The organism is Nitratireductor pacificus pht-3B (genome assembly GCF_000300335.1).
Lineage (GTDB): Bacteria > Pseudomonadota > Alphaproteobacteria > Rhizobiales > Rhizobiaceae > Nitratireductor > Nitratireductor pacificus.
On the sequence record NZ_AMRM01000010.1, the window covers coordinates 15,007 to 36,496 of the forward strand.

Below are 21,490 nucleotides of genomic sequence, written 5' to 3' on the forward strand. Positions count from 1 at the left end.
CGATCAGAGATGCTGCGTCGCGCTTACTCGGTTACCTGTGCATCGCCGAAGGGCAGGAAGCGGAACGGCGTGAGCGAGACGCCCTCGACATTCGGCTTCACGAGCGCCACCTGCATGCGCACGGTCGTCGGGCAGGTGCCCCAATCGTCGAGCAGGATCTTCTCCGCCTTGTTGTAGAGCGCATAGCGCGCCTTCGCGTCGGCCGTGCCCTGCGCCTCCTCGATCAGCGCATCGAACGCGTCGTTCTGCCAGCGCGAGCGGTTGTAGGTGCTCGGCCCGTACCAGACCTGGCTCAGGAAGTAGAGCGCGTCGGGGTAGCCCGCCGACCAGCCCCACGGGAAGAACGGAACCTCGCCGGCGTTCATCCGCTTGATGTGGCTGCCGCGCTCGACGATCTCGACCTCCACCGGCATGCCCAGAACGGAGCTGAACTGGTTGGCGTAATAGGTGATGTCGTTCTTGTTCGGCTCGGTATCGGTCACCTTGATCGGCGGCAGGCCCTCGCCGTTCGGATAGCCGGCTTCCGCCAGGAGCTTCTTGGCCCGTTCCGGATCGTACGGGATCGCCGGAAGGTCCGGATTGTAGCCGGCGACACCCGGCGTCACCTGGCCGTAGAGCGGGAATGCGGCGCCGTCATAGAGGCCGTCCACCATCGCGTCGCGGTCGAAGCCGATGCAGATGGCCTCGCGCACGCGGATGTCCTTGAACGGCTCGTAGAGATTCTGGTTCATGCCGAGATAGCGGATCTGCGCCGCCGGCGCGGTCAGCATCTCGTCCTTGAACTGCGGGTCCTTCAGAACGCGGCGAATGGTCTGCGTGTCGACATAGACCACATCCAGTTCGCCCGCCTCGTACATCGAGACCGCCGTATCGCCGCTCGGCACGATGAGGAAGCGCACGCCGTCGATCTTCGGCGCCCCGCCCCAGTAATCGGCAAACGCCTCGAGCTGCACGTCCCGGCCGAGATTCCAGGCCTTGAACTTGAACGGACCGGTGCCGGCGGAAGCCTTGGTCGCCCAGTCGGCGCCATGCTCCTCCACGATGCCCGCGTCCATGAAATAGAATGGATAGATCGGGAACAGCACATCGGCCTTCGTGAACCGGACGTCGAGGGTCAGCTCGTCGACCACGGTGACGCCCTCGAGATCGGTCGTCTTGCCGTCCTTGACCGCCTGCGCGCCCACCACAGTGTCCAGATACTCGGCGTTGAGACCGCCGCGATTGCCGGGAATGAGCAGCTGTTCGAACGTGTATTTCACGTCCTTGGCGCCAAAGCTGCGGCCGCTGTGGAATTTCACGCCGGAGCGCAGCTTGAAGCGGAACCCCAGCCCATCCTCGTGCGGCTCCCAGCTTTCGGCCAGCGCCGGGATCACGTTTCCTTCCGTGTCCAGGCCGACGAAGCCTTCGTACACATTGGCCATCACATCGCCGGCGATCAGCTCGGAATAGGTGATGGGATCGACCATCGCCGGGTCGGCGTTGATGTTGGTCCGCAGTTCCGCGGCCTGCGACACCGCCGCCGCGGGCAGTGTCAGGGCCAGTGCGGATGCGCAAAGCGCAAGCAGTTTGGTTCCAGCGCGCATGTTCTCTCTCCTCCGCCAGCTCCGGCGGTCGTGCCGCCGTGGCTCTCCTCAACGCTCCGCGGAAAATCCCGCCGCAGCCGCGTCCTCCGTTCCCGACCGCCTCCGTTCCTCGCCGTTTTCTGATTGAATTGCAGGAGGCCGTCTAATTCATTGTAATTCCACCGCACAGCCAGCTACAATCCCGCAATTCAACGGCTGAAACGGATAGTTGTCGACGAATCGACGGGAGTGCAGATGAAACGAAGCCTGGACCGCATCGACGAAAGATTGCTCGATCTTCTCAAGCTGAACGCCCGGGAGGCGACGGCCTCCCTCGCAAGGAAGCTGAATCTGTCCCGTTCAGCGGTGCAGGATCGCATTTCCAGGCTGGAGCGCGATGGCGTGATCGCGGGCTATACGATACGGCTGGGCGAGGACGCGCCGGAAGACCGCCTGCAGGCCATCGTGCGCTTCACGGTCGACCCCAAGCACACGGCCGAGATCATCCGCAAGATCAGCAGTTCGGCGGAAGCGAAATCCTGCTATTCGGTGAGCGGCGCGTTCGATCTGATCGTCATCGTCGGCGCCGGCACGGCGGTCCGCCTCAACCAGGTCCTGCAGGAGTTCGGCGAGATCGAAGGCGTCGAGCGCACCACCTCGTCCATCGTCCTCGACGCGGCATTCGAGAACCGCTGACGGGACCAATCTCACCCAACACGCACCAAAGTCCCCCGCACATGCGCCATGCCGCCGGGGAAGACAGCCGGCCATGTCGGCTATAATGATGCTTCGCGAATGGCGTGACCGATTCGGAGGAGCCCGGTGACTGAGAGCGTGCCGTCAAAACCGCGTGCATCGCGCGGCGTGCAGTCGATCGAGACGGGAGGTGCGATCCTGATGGCGCTGGCGCGGGCCGGCGGGCCGCTGAAATTGCGCGACCTGGCAGAGACGCTGGACATGGCGGCCGCACAGCTGCACCCCTATCTGGTCTCCTTCCGCAACATCAACATGGTCGAGCAGACGGAAACCGGGCAGTATCAGCTCGGGCCGTTCGCCCTGCATCTGGGCCTCACCCGCCTGCGCAACCAGAACGCCTATCGCGAAACCATCCGCCGGTTGCCCGAGCTGGCCGAGGAACTCGGCCTGATGGTCGTCATCAGCGTCTGGGGCCTGCATGGCCCGACCATCGTCTACCTGCAGGAATCCTCCGCCCGCATCCACTCGAATGTCGCCGTCGGCGGCACCTTCATGGTCACCATGACAGCGACCGGCAAGGCCTTCGCAGCCTTCCTGCCCTCGAAGATGACGGAGCCGCTGATCCGCGCCGAACTGGAAGGCCGCGAGCCGTCCCTCTACGCCATCCCCGGGGTCAGCGAGGAGACGTTTCGTAGCGAGGTGCGCATGGTGGCGCAATCCGGCCATGCGATCACCAGGGACGCGCCGATCCCCGGCGTCAGCGCCATTGCCGCCCCGGTGTTCGACCACACGGGAACGGTGCAGCTTGTCGTCACCGTTATCGGCCCGACCAACTATATCGATCTGGCGGAGGACGGCGCCTGCCTGCCCCGCCTGATGGATTTCACCGAGGCCCTGTCCCGCGATCTGGGCCATATCGAAGGCGCCTGAAGAGGCGCGACAGGGCATCGAGCGACAGGACCAGCCCGGTCGTGGCGATCAGCACGCCGACGAGCTGCAGGCCGTTCGGCCATTGCCCGGCGATCGGGATCGCGAGCAGCACCGCGAGCGGCGGAACGAGCGCCGGGAAAAGGCCGGCCAGCCCCGAGCCGAGCCAGGTGATCGAGGCCGCGAACGCCACGATCGCCAGGCAGCCGCCCAGCGCTCCCTGATAGAGCGCCTGCTCGGCCCAGGCCGACAGCGGCAGGTCGGCCGGCGTGAAGAAGGCCAGATAGAGTGGCAGGAAACCGGCCGTGGTCATCAGCGACATGGCCGCCGTGGTCTCCACCGCGGGCAGGCGCCAGCGCCCGAGCAGATAGGTGAACACGCCCCACAGCGTGCCCGAGCCGACGAAGCAGAGATCGCCGAGCAGCACCCATTCTCCCGGCGTCTTGGCCGGCGGCCGGTCGGCGGCGATGGCGATCAGTCCCAGCACCAGGACGGCGATGCCGATCTTGCGGTGCATCGGCAGGCGCTGCCCGTCGAGCAGCACCGGCAGGAGGTTGGCGACGAGCATGGTCACGCCGGGCGAGATCACCACCGCATGGGCCAGTGGCGCGATGCCGTAGCCGGTGTTGAACAGAAAGGCGAAGGGCGGGCCGATGGTCAGACTGAGAAGCACCACCCGGCGCAGGGTAAGGCCCGGCGGCAACCGCGACCAGCGCAGGAAGAGAAACGGCGCCAGCAGCGCCGCCGCGACGGCGTAGCGCAGGATCGCCAGATCCGCGCTGGTGAACCCGTCGGCCCGGCCGATCTCGACGCCGATATTGTAGATCGCCCACATCAGCGCCGCGGCGAGGCCGTAGAGAACGCCCTTGACGAGGCGTTCCCGCGCCGGGACGGTGTCCATCTCCTGCGCCGGCGCGCTCACGAATTGGCGCCGGACATGTGCCGCGCCGCGATGTAGCCGAAGGTGATCGCCGGCCCGAGCGTGATGCCGCCGCCCGGATAGTTGCCGCCCATGATCGAGGCCGCGTCGTTGCCTGCCGCGTACAGCCCCCCGATCGGCTTGCCCGCCTCGTCGAGAACCCGCGCGTTCTCGTCGCATTTCAGGCCGGCGAAGGTGCCGAGATCGCCGATCACCAGCTTGACGGCGTAGAACGGCCCCTGCTCGATGGGAGCGACGCAGGGATTGGGCTTGTGCTCGGGATCGCCAAGCGAGCGATTGTAGGAGGTCGAGCCCTTGTGAAACTCAGGATCCTCGCCCTTGCGCGCATGTTCGTTGAAGCGGGCTACCGTCGTCTCGAGCTGCCGGGGATCGACGCCGATCTGCGTCGCGAGTTCGGCGAGCGTCGCGCCCTCGGTCAGATAGCCGGAGCGGATGTGTTGCCGGAACGGCACGGGCGCCGGCTTGACGTAGCCCAGCCCGTATTTGCGCAGCACGCGATGGTCGGCGATGAAGAAGGCGCAGATGTCCCCGTCATCGTCCTGCCGGCAGGCCTTGACCATCGCCTGGCAGAAATCGTGGTAGGAATTGGCCTCGTTGACGAAGCGCCTGCCCGACCGGGTGACGGCGATGACGCCGGGCTTCGACCGGTCGACGAAATGCGGGAAGACGCCGAGCGTGCCGTCGCCGCGCGGCGGGCGCGAGACGGGCACCCAGGCGGCGCTGTTGGGCAGCGTGTCGTCGACGCGGGCGCCGACTGCCTCGCCGAGCCGCAGCCCGTCGCCCGTGTTTCCGGGCGGCGCCGGCGAAACATGCTCGTGGCCGGCCGGCGCGTGCGGGAACAGCGCCTTGCGGCGCAAGGGATCCTGCGGGAACCCGCCGGCGGCCAGCACCACGCCCTTGCGCGCGGTCACCTCGACGGCCCCTTCCTTCGTATCGACGATGGCGCCGGTCACAGCGCCCTTCTCGTCGCGCAGCAACTCGCGCACCGGCGCGCCCGTCCAGATCGGCACGTTCCTGTCGAAGCAGGATTTGGCCAGCCGCGCCACCAGCGCATTGCCGTTCATCAGCCGCATCGGCCGCCCGTGAAAGGCCATGTCCCGCAGGAATTTCAGGAACAGCTTCGCCACGTAGAAGGCCGAGACGGGCGAGCGCGTGACGTTGAAGAAATGCAGCAGCTCCTTGCCCGAGCCGATCATCATGCCGAGGAAGGTGATTTCCGAGAGCGGCGGCCGCAGGCGGCGGATCTCGCCCTTCAGCTCACGCCCGTCGAAGGGCCGCGCCACGATCGAGCGCCCGCCGTCCACGCCGCCCGGCGCGTCGGGATGATAGTCGGCGAATGTCGGGCCGAGATCGAACTGCAGCGCCGTGTTCTCCTCGAAGAACGACACGGCCTTCGGTCCCGCCTCGAGAAAGGCGTCGACGCGCGCGGCGTCGAAATGGTCGCCGGCCTCGTGCTGCAGGTAGCGGCGCGCATTCTCGGGACTGTCCTCCACGCCGGCGCGTTTCGCCGGTCCGTTGCAGGGTACCCACATCCAGCCGCCGGAGCGCGCCGTCGTGCCGCCGAACACCGCCTCCTTCTCGACCACCAGCACGTCGAGGTTCCGGTGCGCCGCCGACACGGCGCTGGCAAGCCCGCCGGCGCCGGAACCGATGACGAGTACGTCGCAGACATGTTTTTTCATGATGGAGGTCCCTGCAATGGCTTTGAAGAATGAGGATCAGGCGGCCAGATAGCCGCCATCGACCGGCAGGATGACGCCAGTCACGTAGCTCGACATGGGCGAGACGAGGAACAGAACCGGCCCCACCAGCTCTTCCGGCTTGCCGGTGCGGCCGAGCGGCGTATGCGCCATGAAGCGGGCGATCGCCGCCTCGTTGCCGCGCGTCGCCTCCGTCATCGGCGTCTCGATCACGCCCGGCGCCAGCGCATTGACGCGGATGCCGTGCGGGGCGAGCTCGTGCGCCAGCGCCTTGGTGAACTGGGCGATGGCGCCCTTGCTCGCCACATAGGCAGGGATGCCCGGCCCCGCCGATGTCGACATGATCGAGGCGAGGTTGACGATGCGTCCGCCCGTCTTCTCGAGCTGCGGCACGAAAGCGAGCACCATGTTCTTGGTGCCGTCGACATTGACCCGGAAGGTGGCGTCCCAGTGGCTGTCGAAATCCGCGTCGTCCAGCCCGTGGCGGCGGATGATGCCCGCATTGTTGACCAGGATCGCAGCGTCGCCCAGCTCCTGGCCAACGCGCGCCGCGAAGCTGCGGCAGGCCATCTTGTCGGACACGTCGACGGTCGCCGCCATCGCCGTGCCACCCTCCGCAACGATCAGCGCCGCCGTCTCCTCGGCGCCTTTCCCGTTGACGTCGCAGACCGCCACGCGGGCCCCGGCCCGTGCGAGACCGAGCGCGATCGCCCGTCCGTTCCCCTGGCCTGCCCCCGTCACAACCGCGACGCAATCGCCGATATGGATCATCGTCCACCCCAGAAATTAGGTTATTGCTAATTCGTTTGATTATAATTAATGTTGCGGATGAGCAAGCCGGTTGGGCAATAATTCCGCCGCGCCTTGCAGAAGCTGGCGCAGCCTGCGCCGGGAGGATGAATTGCGCCCCTTAGCGGCGCCATCAGGGGAGGACCTCATGAAGAAACGGCTCGTCGCCGCTGCCCTTGCAGCGACCATGCTTTCCACCGCTCCGGCAATCGCCGAGAGCTTCGACCTGCAGAGCGTCTTCGGCCTCCAGGTGCCGTCGATCGGCCCGAGCCCGATGAAATGGGCCGAGCGGGTCAAGCTGATGACCGGCGGCGAAGTGGAGATCAACGTCCACGGAGCGGGCGATTTCGTGCCGCCCTTCGAGGTATTCGGCGCGGTTTCCTCGGGCGCGATCCCGATGGGCTTCGACTGGATCGGCTACTGGGCCGAGACCATCCCCGTCGCCAATCTGATCGGCTCCATGCCGTTCGGCCCGAGCCCGGACGTCGCGCTCGCCTGGATGTTCGAGGGCGGCGGCCTGGAGATCATCCAGAAGGCCTACGACCCGCACGGCGTGAAGGTCATCCCCTGCCATCTGGTGGTGCCGGAAGCGGGTGGCTGGTTCAACAAGGAGATCAACACGGTCGAGGACTTCAAGGGCCTCAACATGCGCATCGCCGGCCTCGGCGGCAAGACGCTGGCCAAGCTCGGTGCCAACACGCAGCTCGTGCCCGCCGGCGAGATCTTCGTTTCGCTGGAGACCGGCCGCATCGACGCGACCGAGTTCTCCGCCCCGCAGCTCGACCTCGGCTTCGGCTTCCAGAAGGTGGTGAAGAACTATTACTTCCCCGGCTGGCACCAGCCTTCGAGCTGGGACTCCATCATCATCAACATGGATGTGTGGAACGGCTTCAGCGAAGACACCCAGAACATCATGGTCGAAGCCTGCAAGGCCAACATCGCCTACAATCTCGGCGACCAGCTCAACGCGCAGGCCGAGGCGATCGCCACCATCCGCGAGGCGGGCGTCAACGTGCGCCGCTTCCCCGACGAGGTGCTGATGGGGATCCGCGAGCAGGCCGAAGCCGTGCTCACCGAGGAAGCCGGCAAGGACCCGATCTTCAAGGAAGCCTATGAATCGCTGACCGCCTACATGGACCGCGTCGGCGAATGGGAACGCCTGCAGGCCATCCCGCACAAATAAGCGTGTAAAGCCCTCCGGGAGCCGTGGGGCTCTTGGCTCCGGAGGGTTTACGCCGCGCGCTCCGGCCGATAAGGCCGGGGCGCTTTGCCCATCTGTCGATCGCCCAAGCGGAAAGCGAGTGCTGAGCCAATGCCGAGAATTTGCCCATGACCCGTTTCCTTGATCGGCTGCAGTCCGCCTGCATCTGGCCGGGGCGGATCGTCGGCTGGCTGGTCCTGCCGCTCATCCTCAGCGTCTGCCTGACGGTGCTGGCTGCGCAACTCGGCATCAACATGCTTGCCGAGTGGGGCGAGCCCGCGCCGCTGTTCGGCAAGGCGCTGACGGTCAACACCCTGCTCGACCTGCAATGGCATATCTTTGCCCTGATCGTCCTGTTCGGCGGCGTCTATGCCTTTCGCGACAACAGCCATGTGGCCGTGGACGTTTTCTCGTCCGGCCTGCCGCCACGCGTCAAGCTGGCGTTGCGGATCTTCGGCGATCTGGTTTTCCTCCTGCCCTTCTGCGTCGTCATCGCCTGGTACGGCTACGGTTTCGCCGAGAAGGCCTTCATCTCCAGCGAAGGCTCCACCTATGGCGGCATGATCGACCGCTGGATGATCAAGGCCATGATCCCGGTCGCCTTCGCCCTGCTCGGCCTGTGCGCCCTGCTGCGCGCGCTTGCCACCGCGCTCGAACTGGCGGGCGCTTCCTCCAAGCACGACGGCACTGCCCAATGAACGACGCCTATTTCTGGCCCATCCTGATGCTCGTCGGCCTGATGGCCGGCATCTTCACCGGCTATCCCGTGGCCTTCGTGCTGGCGGGGATCGGCCTGATCTTCGCCTTCCTCGGCGACGTGCCGGTGCTGTTCCTGTCGCTCGGCGTCTCGCGCATCTATTCCGGGATCCTGACCAACTGGCTGCTGATCGCCATTCCGCTCTTCGTCTTCATGGGGCTGATGCTCGAACGCTCGGGCGTCGCCCAGCGCCTCCTGCGCTCGCTGGCCTCGGTCTTTCGTGGCCTGCCCGGCGGCTATGCCTTCGCCGTCGCCATCATCGGGGTCGTGATGGCCGCGTCCACGGGCATCATCGGGGCCTCGGTGGTGCTGATGGGCATGATGGCGCTGCCGACCATGCTGAAGAACGGCTACGACGCGCGGATATCCACCGGCCTGATCGCTTCCAGCGGAACGCTCGGCATCCTCATTCCGCCGAGCATCATGCTGATCGTTCTGGGCGACCAGATGCGCGTCTCGGTCGGCGACCTGTTCATGGGCGCCGTCGGCCCCGGCCTGCTGCTGGGCGGCCTCTACCTCGCCTACCTGATCTTTGTCGCGATCTTCCAGCCGCACCGCATGCCGGCCGCCCCCGCAGAGGACAACACGGAGCCCCTGTGGCGGGTCGCCTTCGCGCTGATCCGCGATCTGCTGGCACCCATCGCGCTGATTGCCGCCGTGCTCGGCACCATCGTCACCGGGATCGCCACGCCGACCGAATCCGCCGCCATCGGCGCCGCCGGCGCGATGCTCCTGGCGCTTCTGTCCGGCAAGCTCAGCCTCTCCGTCTTCGCCGACGCCCTGAGAGACACCACCAAGACCACCGCGATGATCATCTTCGTGATGATCGGCGCGACGATCTTCAGCGTCATCTTCCGCAAGCTGGGCGGCGACCAGATGATCGTCGACGCCTTCGCCCTGCACGGCGACAATCCCTATGCGGTGCTGCTGACCATCATGCTTCTGGTCTTCGTGCTCGGCTTCTTCCTCGAATGGGTGGAGATCACGCTGGTGGTCGTTCCCATCGTCGCCCCGATCGTCGCCGGACTGGATTTCGGCATGACGCCCGAACAGACGCTGATCTGGTTCGCCATCGCCTTGTCGGTCAATCTGCAGACCTCGTTCCTGACGCCGCCCTTCGGCTACGCCCTGTTCTACCTGCGCGGCATCGCTCCGGAAGGCGTGTCGATCTCGACCATCTATCGCGGCATCATCCCCTTCGTCGTGCTGCAGCTTCTGGCGCTGACCATGGTGGTGCTGTGGCCGCAGATCACCCTGTGGCTGCCGGCTTACCTGTCGAACTGATCCAGCTCGTCCTCATCCCGGCCGGGCGGGGAACATCTCTGCTGTGAGCGCCGCCAGATGGCGCAGCGCCGCGCCGGCTCCCGGATCGCGAAAGGCAAGGCCGATCTCGATCTCCGGCTGGCGTTCCGCGAGGCGGAAATAGGCGACGCCCGGCCGCGTCAGGTTGCGCATCGTGCCCGGCACGAAGGCGATGCCGAGGCCGCTCGACACCAGATTGATGATCGTCTGCATCTGCACCGCCTCCTGCCCGGCGACGGGCGCGGCGCTGTGCTGTGCGTAAAATCGCGTCACCAGATCGTGCAGCGCCGGCGCGCTGTGGCGCGGGAAAAGGATCACCGGCAGGTCCCGCAACGCACCGAAGCGCAGGCGGCCGCCGAGCGGCGACACCCTGCCCGATGCGATCCATTCCTCCGGCACGGCTACCACCAGCGCCTCGCGCTCGATCGGCAGATAGCGCAACGGCGAAGGCAGGTTGCCCCGCGGCGGCGCGATGATCACGCCGGCGTCCAGCTCCCCCTCCAGCAACTCCGATATCTGCACGTCGCTGGTCGCTTCCCGCAGGACCAGTTCCACCTCCGGATACCGCTCCTTGAAGCGCCGGACGAGGAGCGGCAGGAAACTGTAGCTGACGAAGCTGATGAAGGAGAGCCGAACCGTGCCGATCTCGCCGCGCGACAGGCGCTGCGCGATCTGCGGCAGGGCCGACGCTTCCTCCAGCACGCGCCGGGCATGCGGCAGCCACTCGCGTGCCACCGGCGTCAGGGCGACGCTGCGGCGCGTTCGCTCGAACAGTCTGAGCCCCAGTTCCGCCTCCAGCGCCTGGATGCTCTGGCTCAGCGGCGGCTGGGTCATGCCGAGGCGCTCCGCCGCGCGACCGAAATGCAGCTCCTCCGCGACGCCGATGAAATGCCTGATCTGCCGGATATCCATGGATCACTCATCCGCTGGGCATATTATTACAATAGAATATATATATTTCTCATATCATTCAAACTCTCCTAGCCTTTGTCCTGCAGCGCTCCAAGTGCGAGCGCCGCCGGGAGATTGAGAGAATGAAGTCGAACGACCGGTCGAAGACCATCACCGAAGGCGTCGAGCGGGCAGCAAACCGGGCAATGTTCTTCGCCCTCGGCTACACGGACGATGATTTCTCCAAGCCGATGATCGGCATCGCCAACGGCCACTCGACCATCACGCCCTGCAATGCCGGGCTTCAGCCCCTGGCCGACGCGGCCGTCGAGGCCGTGCGCCAGGCCGGCGGCAACCCGCAGACCTTCGGCGTGCCGACGATCTCCGACGGCATGTCGATGGGCACCGAAGGCATGAAATACTCACTGGTTTCGCGCGAGGTGATCGCCGACTGCATCGAGACCACCGTGCAGGGCCAGTGGATGGATGGCGTTCTCGTCATCGGCGGCTGCGACAAGAACAAGCCGGGCGGCATGATCGGCATCGCCCGCGCCAATGTGCCGGCGATCTATGTCTATGGCGGCACCGTCATGCCCGGCCGCCTGAATGGCCAGGACCTTTCCCTGGTCTCGGCTTTCGAAGCCGTCGGCGCGGTCAAGGCGGGACGCATCGACGAGGCCGAGCTCAAGGCGGTCGAGCGCAACGCGGTGCCGGGCACCGGCGCCTGCGGCGGCATGTACACGGCCAACACAATGAGTTCCTCCTTCGAGGCGCTCGGCATGGCGCTCCTCGGCTCGTCGACCATGGCCAACATCCACGAGGAAAAGCGGCTGTCCGCCGCGCAGTCCGCCCGCGTGCTGCTCGCGGCGGTGCGCAACGGGCTGAAGCCGCGCGACATCATCACGCGGCGCAGCGTCGAGAACGCCATCGCCCTGGTGATGGCCACAGGCGGTTCGACCAATGCCGTGCTGCACTATCTGGCCATCTGCCAGGCCGCGGAGGTGGAGTGGACGCTGGACGATTTCGAGCGTGTCCGTCGCAAGGTGCCGGTCCTGTGCGACATGAAGCCGTCCGGCCGCTACATGGCGGTCGACCTGCACCGCGCCGGTGGCATCCCGCAGGTCCTGAAGATCCTTCTGGATGCCGGTCTCCTGCACGGCGACTGCCTGACGATCACCGGCCGGACGCTGGGCGAGGAACTGGCGGAAACTCCCGCAAACCCGCCCGCCGGCCAGGACGTGATCCGTCCGTTCGACGCACCGCTCTACCGCCAGGGCCATCTGGCGATCCTGAAAGGCAACCTTGCCGAGGGCGGCGCCGTCGCCAAGATCACGGGCCTCAAATCCACCAGCATCACCGGCCCGGCGCGCGTCTTCGAGGACGAGCAGTCCGCCATGCGGGCGATCCTGTCCGATGCGATCCGGCCCGGAGACGTGCTGGTGCTGCGTTATCTTGGGCCGAAGGGCGGGCCCGGCATGCCGGAAATGCTGGCTCCCTCTTCCGCCATCATCGGGCGCGGCCTGGGCGAGCATGTCGGCCTCATCACCGATGGCCGCTTCTCCGGCGGATCGTGGGGATTGCTGGTCGGCCATGTGACGCCGGAAGCCTATGAAGGCGGCGCGATCGCGCTCGTCGAGGAGGGCGACGAGATCACCATCGATGCCGAAAGCCAGCTTCTGCAACTCAATGTGGACGACGACGAGCTCGCCCGCCGGCGACGGAAGTGGCGCCCGCCGGCCCCACGCTACACACGGGGCGTTTTGGCCAAGTTCGCCCAACTTGCTGGTCCTGCAAGCACCGGCGCATTGACTGGATAGGCACGATGCGTCACAGGCTGAAACAAGCTGGAGTTTGAATCGCAGCTCTGCTGCACGAACGGGAGGAACCCATGACCATATTTGCACGCAAACTGGCTCCGGTCGCCGCGCTGGCAACGGCAATCGGCCTTCTCGGCTGGGCGGCCGCGGCCAATGCCCAGCAGGAAGTGAAGATCGGCTACGCGCTGGCGCCGACCTCGCACTACGGCGTCGCCGCCGAGAAGTGGCAGGAAGTTGTCGAGGCGAAGACCGATGGCCGCTACACGTTTCGCCATTTCCCGTCTTCCGGTCTCGGCGGCGAACGCGAAGTGATCGAGGGCCTCCAGCTCGGAACCGTCGAGGCGACCATCGTTTCGTCCGGCACGCTCAGCAACTTCGTTCCGGAAACCGGCATCTTCGACATCCCCTTCCTGTTCCGCGACCTGACGCATGCGCGCAAGGTGCTCGACGGTGAGGTCGGCCAGGCGATCCTCGCCAAGTTCGGCGATGTCGGGCTCGTGGCGCTTGCCTGGGGCGAGCAGGGCTTCCGCCACATTACCAACAACCGCAACGCAATCGCCGACCCGCAGGATGTCTCCGGCCTGAAGCTGCGCACGATGGAAAACCCGATCCACATCACCGCCTTCGAGACCCTGGGCGCCGCACCCACGCCGATGGCCTGGCCGGAAGTGATCAGCTCGCTCCAGCAGGGCACCATCGACGGCCAGGAAAACCCGCTCTCGGTGATCACCTCGGCGAAGCTCTCGGAAGTGCAGAAGTACCTGACCCTGTCGGGCCACGTCTATTCCCCGGCCATGCTGCTCGTCTCCAGGCAGCTCTGGGAAAGCATGACGCCGGAAGACCAACAGATCTTCAAGGACGCTGCCGGGGAAGCCGTCGCCGCCATGCGCGCCTATGTCGACAATGTCGAGACCTCCGGTGTCGAACAGCTCAAGACCGAAGGCATGGAGATCAGCACGCTGAGCGCCGAGGAGAAGGCAGGCTTCCAGAAGGCCCTGGCCCCGGCCTATGAGAAGTACTACGGCCAGTACGACAAGGCGACGATCGACCAGATCATCGCGACCGAGTAACCGGCGCATACCAGGACCATGACGACGCTCTGACGAGCTGCCGTCATGGTCCTTTTTCTTTCCGCTGGCCGATCGTGCGAAAACCTGTTCTCATTCTCGGCGATCATGCTTTAAACAGGGCGACCGATAGACAGACGAGCGGGGACAACCCGCCTCCGGGGAGGGGTCGGTGAGAAGGTTCGAGCACTATTTCATTGCCGTCAACAAATGGGCGCTGGTGCTGTTGCTCTCGGCCATGGCCGTGATCGTCTTCGCCAATGTCTCGCTGCGCTACCTGACCAATTTCTCGATCACCTGGGCGGAGGAGGTCGCGCGCTATCTGATGGTGTGGATGACCTTCATCGGCGCCGGCCTGGCGCTGAGGACGGGCGGCCATGTGGCGATCGGCAACTTTCAGGAAATGCTCGACCCCGGCGCGCAGCGCGTCGTGCGCGGGCTCATCCTGTGCCTGCTCCTCGCCTTCTTCGCCATCATGATCTGGATGGGCAAGGACTACATGGACCGCATGCGCTTCCAGGTAACCCCCGCCACACGCATCTCGTTCAGCTACATCTACGCCGCCATGCCGATCGGCTTCGCCCTGCTGATCGTCCATCTACTTCTGATCGCCAGGAGCTTCGTGCTCGAGAACCGCTTCGCGGAGATCGCGGCCACGGCCCCCGTTCCGGCGGCGAGCGGGGACTAGGACCCGTGGCGCTCATTCTCTTCGCATCCTTCTTCGCCCTGCTTGTCATCGGCATGCCGGTTGCCTTCGCGCTGGCGCTGGCCGTGTGGGCAGCCATCGGTCTCGGCAGTTCCTACCCGCAGATCGTCATCGTCAAGGAGATGTTCTCCGGCCTCGACAGTTTTCCGCTGATGGCGGTGCCGTTCTTCATCCTTGCCGCCGAACTGATGACGAGCGGCGCCATGACGCAGATCCTGCTGCGCTTCGCCTCGCAGTTCGTCGGCCATTTCCGCGGCGGTCTCGGCTACGCCAACGTCGTCTCTTCGACCATGTTCGCCGGCATCTCCGGCTCGGCGCTGGCCGACGCCGCCGGCCCCGGAGCGATGATGATCCGCATGATGGAGAAGGACGGCTACGACAAATCCTACGCCAGCGCCCTGACCGCCTCGGCCTCGGTGGTGGGGCCTATCATCCCGCCGTCGATCATCATGATCCTCTACGCCATGCAGGATGAGCGGGTCTCCGTCATCGCCCTTTTCATGGCGGGCATCGTGCCCGGCATCCTGATCTCCACCGCCATGGCGGCGACCAACTGGTATGTCTGCCGCAAGCGCGGCTTCAAGAGCAGCACGCCCCGCCCGCCGGTGCGCGAGATGCTGCGCACTTCGTTTCAGGCCCTGCCGGCGATCATGCTGATCGTGCTCATCATCGGCGGCATCCGCAGCGGCATGTTCACGCCGACCGAGGCGTCGGTCGTGGCGGTGTTCTATGCGCTTCTGTGCGGTCTCTTCGTCTACCGCTCGCTGCGCCTGCGCGACCTGCCGGACGTCATCTTCCGCTCGGCGCTGGTCACGGTGGCGATCCTGCTCATCCTGGCGGCGGCGCGCGCCTTCGCCTGGATCATCATCATCGAGGGCATTCCGCAGGCCATCGCCGCCACGATCGTTTCGTGGAACCTGGACCCGGTGCTGTTCCTGCTGGCGGTCAATGTCCTCCTGCTCGTCTTCGGCCTGTTCATGGACCCCCTGCCCGGCGTCATGATCCTCGTTCCGATCCTGAGCCCCATCGCCTACTCCCTGGGCATCGATCCGATCCACTTCGCCATCGTGGTCATCGTCAACCTGACCATCGGCCTGCTGACACCGCCGGTCGGGGCGTTGCTTTTCGTCGTCTCCTCGGCCGTCAAGATCCGCGTCAGCGACATGATCAGGGAGATGCCGCCATTCCTCGTCATGCACCTGCTGGTGCTGATGGCGCTGACCTTCATTCCTGCGCTCTCGACCTGGCTGCCGGGCCTCAGCGGCTATTGACCTGACAGGCCCGGTCATTGCCAGGGCGGGACAGCCGGCGTAACAATGGGCAGAGGAGACAGGGGGGCACGGCCACGGTGAGGACCAGCTCTGACGAAGGCACCAGCACCGTCGCGTTGCAGAACGGCCTGGAACTGGTGCGCCTGCTGTCGGCCGAAGGCCCCATGAATGTGGACGAACTCTCCGACCGCGCAGCGCTCAAGCCGGAAACCGTGGCAAAGCTCGTCAACACGCTGGAAATGCACGGATACATCGAACCCACGCGGTTCGCCGACCGGTTCCAACCCGGGCGCATTGCCGGCGCCCTTTCGGAAAGCTTCCTGCGCGGCGCACCGATCGGCGCGCTCGCGCGCCCGGTGATGCAGACCTTCGCCGAGACGCATGGCGCCACCGTGTCTCTGGTCGTCCCCGAGGGCGATCATGCCCTCTCGCTCCAGGTGTGCAGAAGCCTGGCGAGGGATGCCGCGGCCGACTATCCCGGCTCTTCCGTGGCGATGGAGCGCTCGGCCGGCGGCCATGCGCTGCTCTTCACCGCCAGCACGCAAGGCAGGGAGCTGGCGCAATTGTCCGGCGAGGAGACCGCGTTGAGCCGCAGTCTTGCCGAGAGCTTCGCCTTCTTTCGCGCGTCCGGCTGCTTCAAGGTCATCGACCGGGAGCGGAACGCGGTCATGCTCGGCGCACCCTTGCATCTGAGCGATGCGGTCCTGGCCGTCGAAGCCCTGCTGCCGCGCCCCGTATTGCAGGGACGCTCGGCCATGACCGTCATCCGTGACCTTCTGGAAGCCGTGGAGCTGATACAGCGGAAATCCGCGGCGGCGGGCGTGCGCTATCTGGACGACTGAAGCGAACCGGCCCCGCAGGCCTACGCCATCTCGAACGCATCTAGGTCTTCAGTGTCCTGCCCCGGCAGCAGGCCCGCCAGGACAAGCAGTTCGTCGCCGATCTCGTCCAGCCGTTCCTCGGGAAGATGCCCCGCCGGGGCACTGCAGGCGATCGACATGGCGCCATCGTGGAACGGAGAGCGGAACGGCGTCGCAACGCTGTTGACGTCCGTCTGCCAGCCGCCGACCGAGCGGCTGAAGCCCAGGACCGCGATAGCGTCCAGGCCCTTCGTGATTGCCTCCGCGGCCTGCGGCCAGTCCTCCTCATCTCTCACCTGCAGCGCCTTCATCACCGTTTCGCGTTCCCCTTCGCTGAGGCAGGCCAGAATACCGTGCCCGGCCGCCGTGGTGGCGAGCGGCACGCGTGATCCCGCCTCGAGCCGGAGGGTAACGAGCGTCGAGGCGCTGTGGCAGACCTCGAGATGAAGGGCATCCGTCCTGTCCAGAACGGCGAGCGACACATGGACACCATGACGGTCGGCGAAGCGCTGCATGTGCGGCCGCGCCCGTTCGGCCAGATGCGCCTCGCACCGGGCTCCGTAGCCCAGACGGACGACGCCCGCCGCCAGGCGGAAGCGGCGCCGGTGTGCGCTGTAGTGCAGCAGCCCCATCCCGGTCAGGGACCGCGTCAGCCGCGCCACCGTCGGGGCGGGCAGGCCGGTGCGTTGGACGATATCGGAATTGCTTAACCAGACCGGCGCACCGGCGAAAGTCGCAAGCAGGCTCAAGCCCCTCGATAAAGCTGAGGAAACGGCTGCGCCAGGCTTTGCAGCACCGTCACGCTTGCCTGTTGTCGCCAACGCCCATCCTGCTCCTGTCGCAACCGTTGAAAGGGGCAGAAAGGGTAACAGGATTTCACGCTGGCCGGCAACGCAAATCCGCGTCGAGGTCGGTTGGAGAGGGAAGCGCCCGGTCTTGGGGTCGGTCCTGGGAAAGTGGTGCCGCTTGTCAGACTCGAACTGACGACCTCCGCATTACGAATGCGATGCTCTACCAACTGAGCTAAAGCGGCAGCCTCCTGCGCGGCTTGCGTCGCACCGGACTGACCCGCCTGATAGCCGCATCGCTTACCAAGATCAAGAGAGAGTTGCGTCGAGACGCGCTCTTCATGCGGTTTTGATGGCGGCGCATCCGGGGCCGGGCCGGCCTCGACAGCATGGCGTGCAGATCGGGTCGTTTCCTGCTTCGGGGCATGGACTCTCGTCGCGCCAGGGTTCATCCTCTCCCTTCTCCCGCGGCGGAGATTGCTCACCCGAAAGGCAGGCAGGAAGGAATTCATGACAGAAGTCTCGATGTTGGTGAACGGCCGGACCGTATCCGGAGCCGTCGAGGGCAGGACGTTGCTCGTTCAGTTCCTGCGCGAAACGCTCGGGCTGACCGGCACCCATGTGGGGTGCGACACCTCGCAGTGCGGCGCCTGCACCGTCCACATGGACGGCAGGTCCGTGAAATCCTGCTCCATCCTCGCCGTGCAGGCCGAAGGCTCCGAGATCCGCACCATCGAGGGCCTGGCCGAGGGCAACGCGCTGCATCCCGTGCAGGCCGCCTTCAAGGAGCATCACGGCCTGCAGTGCGGCTTCTGCACGCCCGGCATGATCATGGCCGCGACCGACATGATCCGCCGCCATCCCGAAGGGCTCGACGAAGCGACGGTCCGCGCGGAGCTCGAAGGCAACATCTGCCGCTGCACCGGCTATCACAACATCGTCAAGGCGATCCTCGCCGCCGCCGAGACTATGGGCGACGGCGAGGCGCAGGCGGCCTGAGGGAGAGCGCCCATGTACGAGGTCAACTATCACCGCGCAGGCTCGCTCGACGAGGCGCTGAAACTGCTGGCTGACGCCGACGACGGCAAGCTGATCGCCGGCGGGCAGACCCTGATCCCGGCGATGAAGACACGGCTTGCCGCTCCCTCCGACCTGATCGACCTGCGCCACATCGCCGAACTCACGGGGATTGCGGTCGCCGGCAGGACGGTGACGATCGGCGACCCGCATGTGCGCCACATGGGCACCATCGGCGGCTCGCTCGCCAACAACGACCCGGCCGCCGACTACCCGGCCGCCATGCTGGCGCTTGCCGCGACCATCGTCACCAATGCCCGCGAGATCGCCGCCGCAGATTTCTTCACCGGCCTGTTCGAGACGGCGCTGGAGGAGGACGAGATCATCACCGCCGTGCGCTTCGACGCGCCGGAAAGGGCCGGCTACGGGAAGTTTCCCAATCCGGCCTCGCGCTACGCCATGACTGGCGTCTTCGTCGCCCTGGACGGCAAGACCGTGCGCGCTGCCGTGACGGGTGCCGGCGATGATGGCGTTTTCCGCAGCGGAGAACTGGAAACGGCGCTCGTCACGGATTTTTCGCCGTCGGCCCTCGACGGGGTTTCGGTGCCAGACGACGCGCTGATGACCGACATCCACGCCTCGGCCGCCTACCGCGCCAGCCTGATCGTCGCCATGGCGAAGCGCGCCGTGACGATGGCCAACGGGTGAGAACCGGAAGCGGCCGCATTGTTTTCAGTGAAGCCGAACCAACCTGTCGGGCGAAACTGCCTGCTTCGTGCTCATGTCTGGGCGTCCACCCTCAGGAACCGTTCTGGCATGGCGTCCCGGTACGGGAAGAACCGGAAGTAGGGCTGCGCCTCGGCAAGCACGCGCCGCGCCGACGGGCGGGCGATGAGCCGCTCGAAATAGGCGGCGACCGCCGCGTACCTGTCGTCAAACGGATGGACGATGCCCGCATAGAAGAGCGCCGGCGTCGCGGAACAGTCGGCCATGGTGAACGCGTCACCCGTTGCCCATTCACGGTTCGCGACCTGCCTGTCGATCAGCGCATAGGCCACATCGAGTGCTGCGCGCGCGGCAGCGACGCCATGCGGATCCTTGCCATCGTCCGGACGGATGCGGTCGAGGACGATCGTCTGCATCGGATCGCTGACATGGAGATCGAAGAACCGGTCCCACAGCCGCACCTGCAGGGCGGCCTCCGGGTCCTCGGGAATCATCCGCAACCGACCGGGGTGGTGCAGGTCGAGATATTCGATGATGATGCTGGTCTCCGGCACGGTCGCGCCGCGCGCGGCATCGTGCAGCACCGGCATCTTGCCGAGTGGCCACAAGGCGCGAAACGCGTCCGCCGAAGCCGGATCCCCGAGATCGACCAGCACCTTGTCGAAAGCGGTGCCGTTCTCGTAGAGGGCGATCAGCACCTTGTGGCAGAAGGAGGCCAGCGGATGCTGGTGAAGGGTCAGGGACATATCGCCTCGGTCGTCGCTGGTGTTTCGCATCCGGGGGAGTTTTTACCGCTCACTTGGCGAGCGCGGCCTTCAGCCGCTCGATCTCGGCTGGCGGCCAGCCCTGCGGATCGGTGACCGCCATCCATGCGTCGATATAATGCTCCGGCGCGTAGAGATGGCCGTAGCCGAGCGGCGCCGTCGTCGCCAGCGCCATGTCGAGCGCCAGTTGCAGGAAGGTGACGAGCGGATACCACCGCAGCTCCGGCGACACGTCCGGGCCGCGTTCGCCGACGAGCCAGGCAGGCGGGCGATACCAGGCGAACGGATCGAAGAAGACCACGGGATCGCTCGCATATTGCAGATAGACGATGCGCAGCGGCCCCCAGGCGGCGCCCGGAATGTCGAGGGCATTCCGTTGCGCCGTGAAGCGCACCACCGAGCCGTCGCGGAAGCGGGGCAGCCAGGCCGGCGAACCGGCGTTGCGGTCGCTGGTGACGGAACGCCAGATGCGGCTGTTGAAGGGCGGTCCCACCCACAGCGCGCCCTGGAAGGGATCGGCCAGGACGTCGAAGAGCTCGGAGGACTGCTCGGAACTCAGCGCGCCGAGGCTGAGGCCGTAGAGATAGAGCTTTGGCCGCGTCTCCTCCGGCAGGGTCTTCCAGTGGGCGTAGACCTCGCGGAACAGCGCGTGCGCCGCCTCCGCGCCGTAGCTCGGCTCGATCAGCAGCGAGAGCCAGCTCGTCAGGTAGGAATATTGCTGTGCGACCATCACCGTGTCGCCGTCGTGCAGATATTCCAGCGTGTCGGCTCCCTCCGGATCGATCCAGCCGGTGCCGGTCGGGGCGACGACGACCATCACCGACCGTTCGAAGGCGCCGATGCGCTGGAGTTCGGCCAGCGCCAGCCTGGCGCGCGCATCGCTGTCTTCCGCCGAGCGCAGGCCCACATAGACGCGCATGGGTTCCAGCGCCGGCCGGCCGGTGAAGGCGGCGATCAGCTCCCTTCGCGGTCCCTCAACGATGAAGCTGCGGCCCGTCCGGCCAAGCGTGTCCCAGCCGATCAGGGAACCCGGACCGCCCGTCTTCAGCGCCTCGCCGGGCCGCTCGATGCCGTCCTCGAACAGGGCGTCGAGTTCGGCATAGGCGGAATCCGCGACCCGCAGCGCGTAGCGCAGCAGCACCCGGTCCACCAGCGACGCCGCCAGGAGCGCGACCACGGCTAGGCCCAGCACATTGGCGATGCGGCGCGGCACGAACCGCTTCAGCCAGCCGGAGACGAAGGAGAAGATGCGCTTCGGCCCGCGCCCGATGCCGACGAGCAGCAGGAACAGGACGAATGCGATGCCGCCGACCTTGAAGGGATGCGCCGTATCGACCGGCTCCAGTTCCATCAGCTCACGGATGGAGTTCTGCCAGCCGGCGGCCTTCCAGAGAAAAAAGACGGCAACGGCCGCGCACAGGAGGGCCATCGCCCATTGGCCGTAATAGCGCGGCGAAGGGCGCGGCTCCGGCAGTTCCAGATAGCGCCACAGCCAGACGAGGAAGACACCGAGACCGTAGCCCAGAGCAAGCGAGACGCCGGAGAGGATGCCCTGGACGAAGAAGGCGCGCGGCAGAAGCGAGGGCGTCAGCGAGGCGGCGAAGGCCAGCGTTCCAAGACACAAGCCGAGGATCGAGAAGGAGTGCCAGATGCGCCGCTCGCGCCCGTTCGGAAGATCGACCATGGCCCCGCCTCCTTTGCGCCGCCGC

At 66.2% G+C, this 21,490-nt stretch carries 20 protein-coding genes and 1 tRNA gene; 12 read left to right on the forward strand and 9 right to left on the reverse strand.

Annotated features, from left to right (window positions below; translation table 11 throughout):
- Positions 1 to 23: 23 nt before the first annotated feature.
- Positions 24 to 1,583, reverse strand: a complete 1,560-nt coding sequence (locus NA2_RS10335; protein WP_008596697.1) for an ABC transporter substrate-binding protein — start codon at positions 1,581 to 1,583, stop codon at positions 24 to 26.
- Between the two features lie 234 nt (positions 1,584 to 1,817).
- On the opposite strand from NA2_RS10335, the gene NA2_RS10340 reads away from it, so the two are divergent.
- Together NA2_RS10340 and NA2_RS10345 are read left to right on the forward strand one after the other, a co-directional pair.
- Positions 1,818 to 2,258: an Lrp/AsnC family transcriptional regulator gene (locus NA2_RS10340; protein ID WP_008596699.1), complete on the forward strand. Its 441-nt coding sequence runs from the start codon at positions 1,818 to 1,820 to the stop codon at positions 2,256 to 2,258.
- A gap of 126 nt (positions 2,259 to 2,384) precedes the next feature.
- Complete coding sequence (locus NA2_RS10345) at positions 2,385 to 3,188, forward strand: IclR family transcriptional regulator (protein ID WP_157188196.1); 804 nt, start codon at positions 2,385 to 2,387, stop codon at positions 3,186 to 3,188.
- Here the strand turns inward: NA2_RS10345 and NA2_RS10350 are convergent.
- From NA2_RS10350 to NA2_RS10360, 3 genes are read right to left on the reverse strand one after another with little or no spacing between them, the layout of a single operon-like run.
- Positions 3,142 to 4,107: a DMT family transporter gene (locus NA2_RS10350; protein WP_008596703.1), complete on the reverse strand. Its 966-nt coding sequence runs from the start codon at positions 4,105 to 4,107 to the stop codon at positions 3,142 to 3,144. The genes NA2_RS10345 and NA2_RS10350 overlap by 47 nt on opposite strands.
- Entirely contained in the window at positions 4,104 to 5,807 is a 1,704-nt protein-coding gene (locus tag NA2_RS10355) for an FAD-dependent oxidoreductase (protein WP_008596704.1), read from the reverse strand. The genes NA2_RS10350 and NA2_RS10355 overlap by 4 nt, the downstream gene beginning before the upstream one ends.
- A 36-nt stretch (positions 5,808 to 5,843) precedes the next feature.
- Positions 5,844 to 6,596 (reverse strand): SDR family NAD(P)-dependent oxidoreductase, encoded by a 753-nt coding sequence (locus NA2_RS10360; RefSeq protein WP_008596705.1) that lies wholly within the window; start codon positions 6,594 to 6,596, stop codon positions 5,844 to 5,846.
- Positions 6,597 to 6,762: 166 nt separating this feature from the next.
- Between NA2_RS10360 and NA2_RS10365 the strand changes: the two genes are divergently transcribed.
- The 3 genes from NA2_RS10365 (at position 6,763) to NA2_RS10375 (ending at position 9,856) form a co-directional block, all read left to right on the forward strand.
- Positions 6,763 to 7,797, forward strand: a complete 1,035-nt coding sequence (locus NA2_RS10365) for a TRAP transporter substrate-binding protein (RefSeq protein WP_008596707.1) — start codon at positions 6,763 to 6,765, stop codon at positions 7,795 to 7,797.
- A 146-nt stretch (positions 7,798 to 7,943) separates the two neighbouring features.
- Positions 7,944 to 8,513: a TRAP transporter small permease subunit gene (locus NA2_RS10370; protein WP_008596709.1), complete on the forward strand. Its 570-nt coding sequence runs from the start codon at positions 7,944 to 7,946 to the stop codon at positions 8,511 to 8,513.
- Entirely contained in the window at positions 8,510 to 9,856 is a 1,347-nt protein-coding gene (locus NA2_RS10375) for a TRAP transporter large permease (protein ID WP_008596710.1), read from the forward strand. The genes NA2_RS10370 and NA2_RS10375 overlap by 4 nt, the downstream gene beginning before the upstream one ends.
- A 12-nt stretch (positions 9,857 to 9,868) precedes the next feature.
- Here the strand turns inward: NA2_RS10375 and NA2_RS10380 are convergent, their stop codons facing one another.
- Positions 9,869 to 10,786 carry a LysR family transcriptional regulator gene (locus NA2_RS10380; protein ID WP_008596712.1) on the reverse strand — a complete coding sequence of 306 codons (918 nt, stop codon included), beginning with the start codon at positions 10,784 to 10,786 and terminating at the stop codon, positions 9,869 to 9,871.
- 122 nt (positions 10,787 to 10,908) lie between these two features.
- On the opposite strand from NA2_RS10380, the gene ilvD reads away from it, so the two are divergent.
- The 5 genes from ilvD to NA2_RS10405 all read left to right on the forward strand — a co-directional run bounded on the left by ilvD (position 10,909) and on the right by NA2_RS10405 (position 16,468).
- Positions 10,909 to 12,582, forward strand: a complete 1,674-nt coding sequence (gene ilvD, locus NA2_RS10385) for a dihydroxy-acid dehydratase (protein ID WP_008596713.1) — start codon at positions 10,909 to 10,911, stop codon at positions 12,580 to 12,582.
- Positions 12,583 to 12,653: 71 nt separating this feature from the next.
- Complete coding sequence (locus tag NA2_RS10390; protein WP_008596716.1) at positions 12,654 to 13,652, forward strand: TRAP transporter substrate-binding protein; 999 nt, start codon at positions 12,654 to 12,656, stop codon at positions 13,650 to 13,652.
- 169 nt (positions 13,653 to 13,821) lie between these two features.
- Complete coding sequence (locus NA2_RS10395) at positions 13,822 to 14,337, forward strand: TRAP transporter small permease (RefSeq protein ID WP_008596718.1); 516 nt, start codon at positions 13,822 to 13,824, stop codon at positions 14,335 to 14,337.
- A gap of 5 nt (positions 14,338 to 14,342) precedes the next feature.
- Positions 14,343 to 15,626, forward strand: a complete 1,284-nt coding sequence (locus tag NA2_RS10400) for a TRAP transporter large permease (protein ID WP_008596719.1) — start codon at positions 14,343 to 14,345, stop codon at positions 15,624 to 15,626.
- Between the two features lie 77 nt (positions 15,627 to 15,703).
- Complete coding sequence (locus tag NA2_RS10405; protein ID WP_008596721.1) at positions 15,704 to 16,468, forward strand: MarR family transcriptional regulator; 765 nt, start codon at positions 15,704 to 15,706, stop codon at positions 16,466 to 16,468.
- Positions 16,469 to 16,488: 20 nt separating this feature from the next.
- Here the strand turns inward: NA2_RS10405 and NA2_RS10410 are convergent, their stop codons facing one another.
- Together NA2_RS10410 and NA2_RS10415 are read right to left on the reverse strand one after the other, a co-directional pair.
- Positions 16,489 to 17,307 (reverse strand): IclR family transcriptional regulator, encoded by an 819-nt coding sequence (locus tag NA2_RS10410; protein ID WP_157188197.1) that lies wholly within the window; start codon positions 17,305 to 17,307, stop codon positions 16,489 to 16,491.
- A gap of 136 nt (positions 17,308 to 17,443) precedes the next feature.
- Positions 17,444 to 17,519: transfer RNA gene (locus tag NA2_RS10415), tRNA-Thr, on the reverse strand.
- Positions 17,520 to 17,784: 265 nt separating this feature from the next.
- Here NA2_RS10415 and NA2_RS10420 point away from each other — a divergent pair.
- Both NA2_RS10420 and NA2_RS10425 read left to right on the forward strand, forming a co-directional pair.
- On the forward strand, positions 17,785 to 18,273 hold the full coding sequence (locus NA2_RS10420) for a (2Fe-2S)-binding protein (protein ID WP_008596723.1): 489 nt from the start codon (positions 17,785 to 17,787) through the stop codon (positions 18,271 to 18,273).
- Positions 18,274 to 18,285: 12 nt separating this feature from the next.
- Complete coding sequence (locus tag NA2_RS10425) at positions 18,286 to 18,999, forward strand: FAD binding domain-containing protein (protein WP_008596724.1); 714 nt, start codon at positions 18,286 to 18,288, stop codon at positions 18,997 to 18,999.
- A 71-nt stretch (positions 19,000 to 19,070) separates the two neighbouring features.
- On the opposite strand, the gene NA2_RS10430 is transcribed toward NA2_RS10425, so the two are convergent.
- Together NA2_RS10430 and NA2_RS10435 are read right to left on the reverse strand one after the other, a co-directional pair.
- Positions 19,071 to 19,763, reverse strand: coding sequence for a glutathione S-transferase family protein (locus NA2_RS10430; protein ID WP_040677483.1), 693 nt, complete (start codon positions 19,761 to 19,763; stop codon positions 19,071 to 19,073).
- A gap of 49 nt (positions 19,764 to 19,812) precedes the next feature.
- A complete protein-coding gene (locus NA2_RS10435) occupies positions 19,813 to 21,465 on the reverse strand; it encodes an alpha/beta hydrolase (protein WP_008596727.1) in 1,653 nt (550 codons plus the stop codon).
- Between the last annotated feature and the right edge of the window lie 25 nt (positions 21,466 to 21,490).

Bases quoted from the DNA above. Each gene is read 5' to 3' on its own strand.
- NA2_RS10335 (WP_008596697.1), bottom strand. From the start codon at position 1,583: ATGCGCGCTGGAACCAAACTGCTTGCGCTTTGCGCATCCGCACTGGCC.
- NA2_RS10340 (WP_008596699.1), top strand. From the start codon at position 1,818: ATGAAACGAAGCCTGGACCGCATCGACGAAAGATTGCTCGATCTTCTC.
- NA2_RS10355 (WP_008596704.1), bottom strand. From the start codon at position 5,807: ATGAAAAAACATGTCTGCGACGTACTCGTCATCGGTTCCGGCGCCGGC.
- NA2_RS10360 (WP_008596705.1), bottom strand. From the start codon at position 6,596: ATGATCCATATCGGCGATTGCGTCGCGGTTGTGACGGGGGCAGGCCAG.
- NA2_RS10365 (WP_008596707.1), top strand. From the start codon at position 6,763: ATGAAGAAACGGCTCGTCGCCGCTGCCCTTGCAGCGACCATGCTTTCC.
- NA2_RS10370 (WP_008596709.1), top strand. From the start codon at position 7,944: ATGACCCGTTTCCTTGATCGGCTGCAGTCCGCCTGCATCTGGCCGGGG.
- NA2_RS10375 (WP_008596710.1), top strand. From the start codon at position 8,510: ATGAACGACGCCTATTTCTGGCCCATCCTGATGCTCGTCGGCCTGATG.
- NA2_RS10380 (WP_008596712.1), bottom strand. From the start codon at position 10,786: ATGGATATCCGGCAGATCAGGCATTTCATCGGCGTCGCGGAGGAGCTG.
- ilvD (WP_008596713.1), top strand. From the start codon at position 10,909: ATGAAGTCGAACGACCGGTCGAAGACCATCACCGAAGGCGTCGAGCGG.
- NA2_RS10390 (WP_008596716.1), top strand. From the start codon at position 12,654: ATGACCATATTTGCACGCAAACTGGCTCCGGTCGCCGCGCTGGCAACG.
- NA2_RS10420 (WP_008596723.1), top strand. From the start codon at position 17,785: ATGACAGAAGTCTCGATGTTGGTGAACGGCCGGACCGTATCCGGAGCC.
- NA2_RS10425 (WP_008596724.1), top strand. From the start codon at position 18,286: ATGTACGAGGTCAACTATCACCGCGCAGGCTCGCTCGACGAGGCGCTG.
- NA2_RS10430 (WP_040677483.1), bottom strand. From the start codon at position 19,763: ATGTCCCTGACCCTTCACCAGCATCCGCTGGCCTCCTTCTGCCACAAG.
- NA2_RS10435 (WP_008596727.1), bottom strand. From the start codon at position 21,465: ATGGTCGATCTTCCGAACGGGCGCGAGCGGCGCATCTGGCACTCCTTC.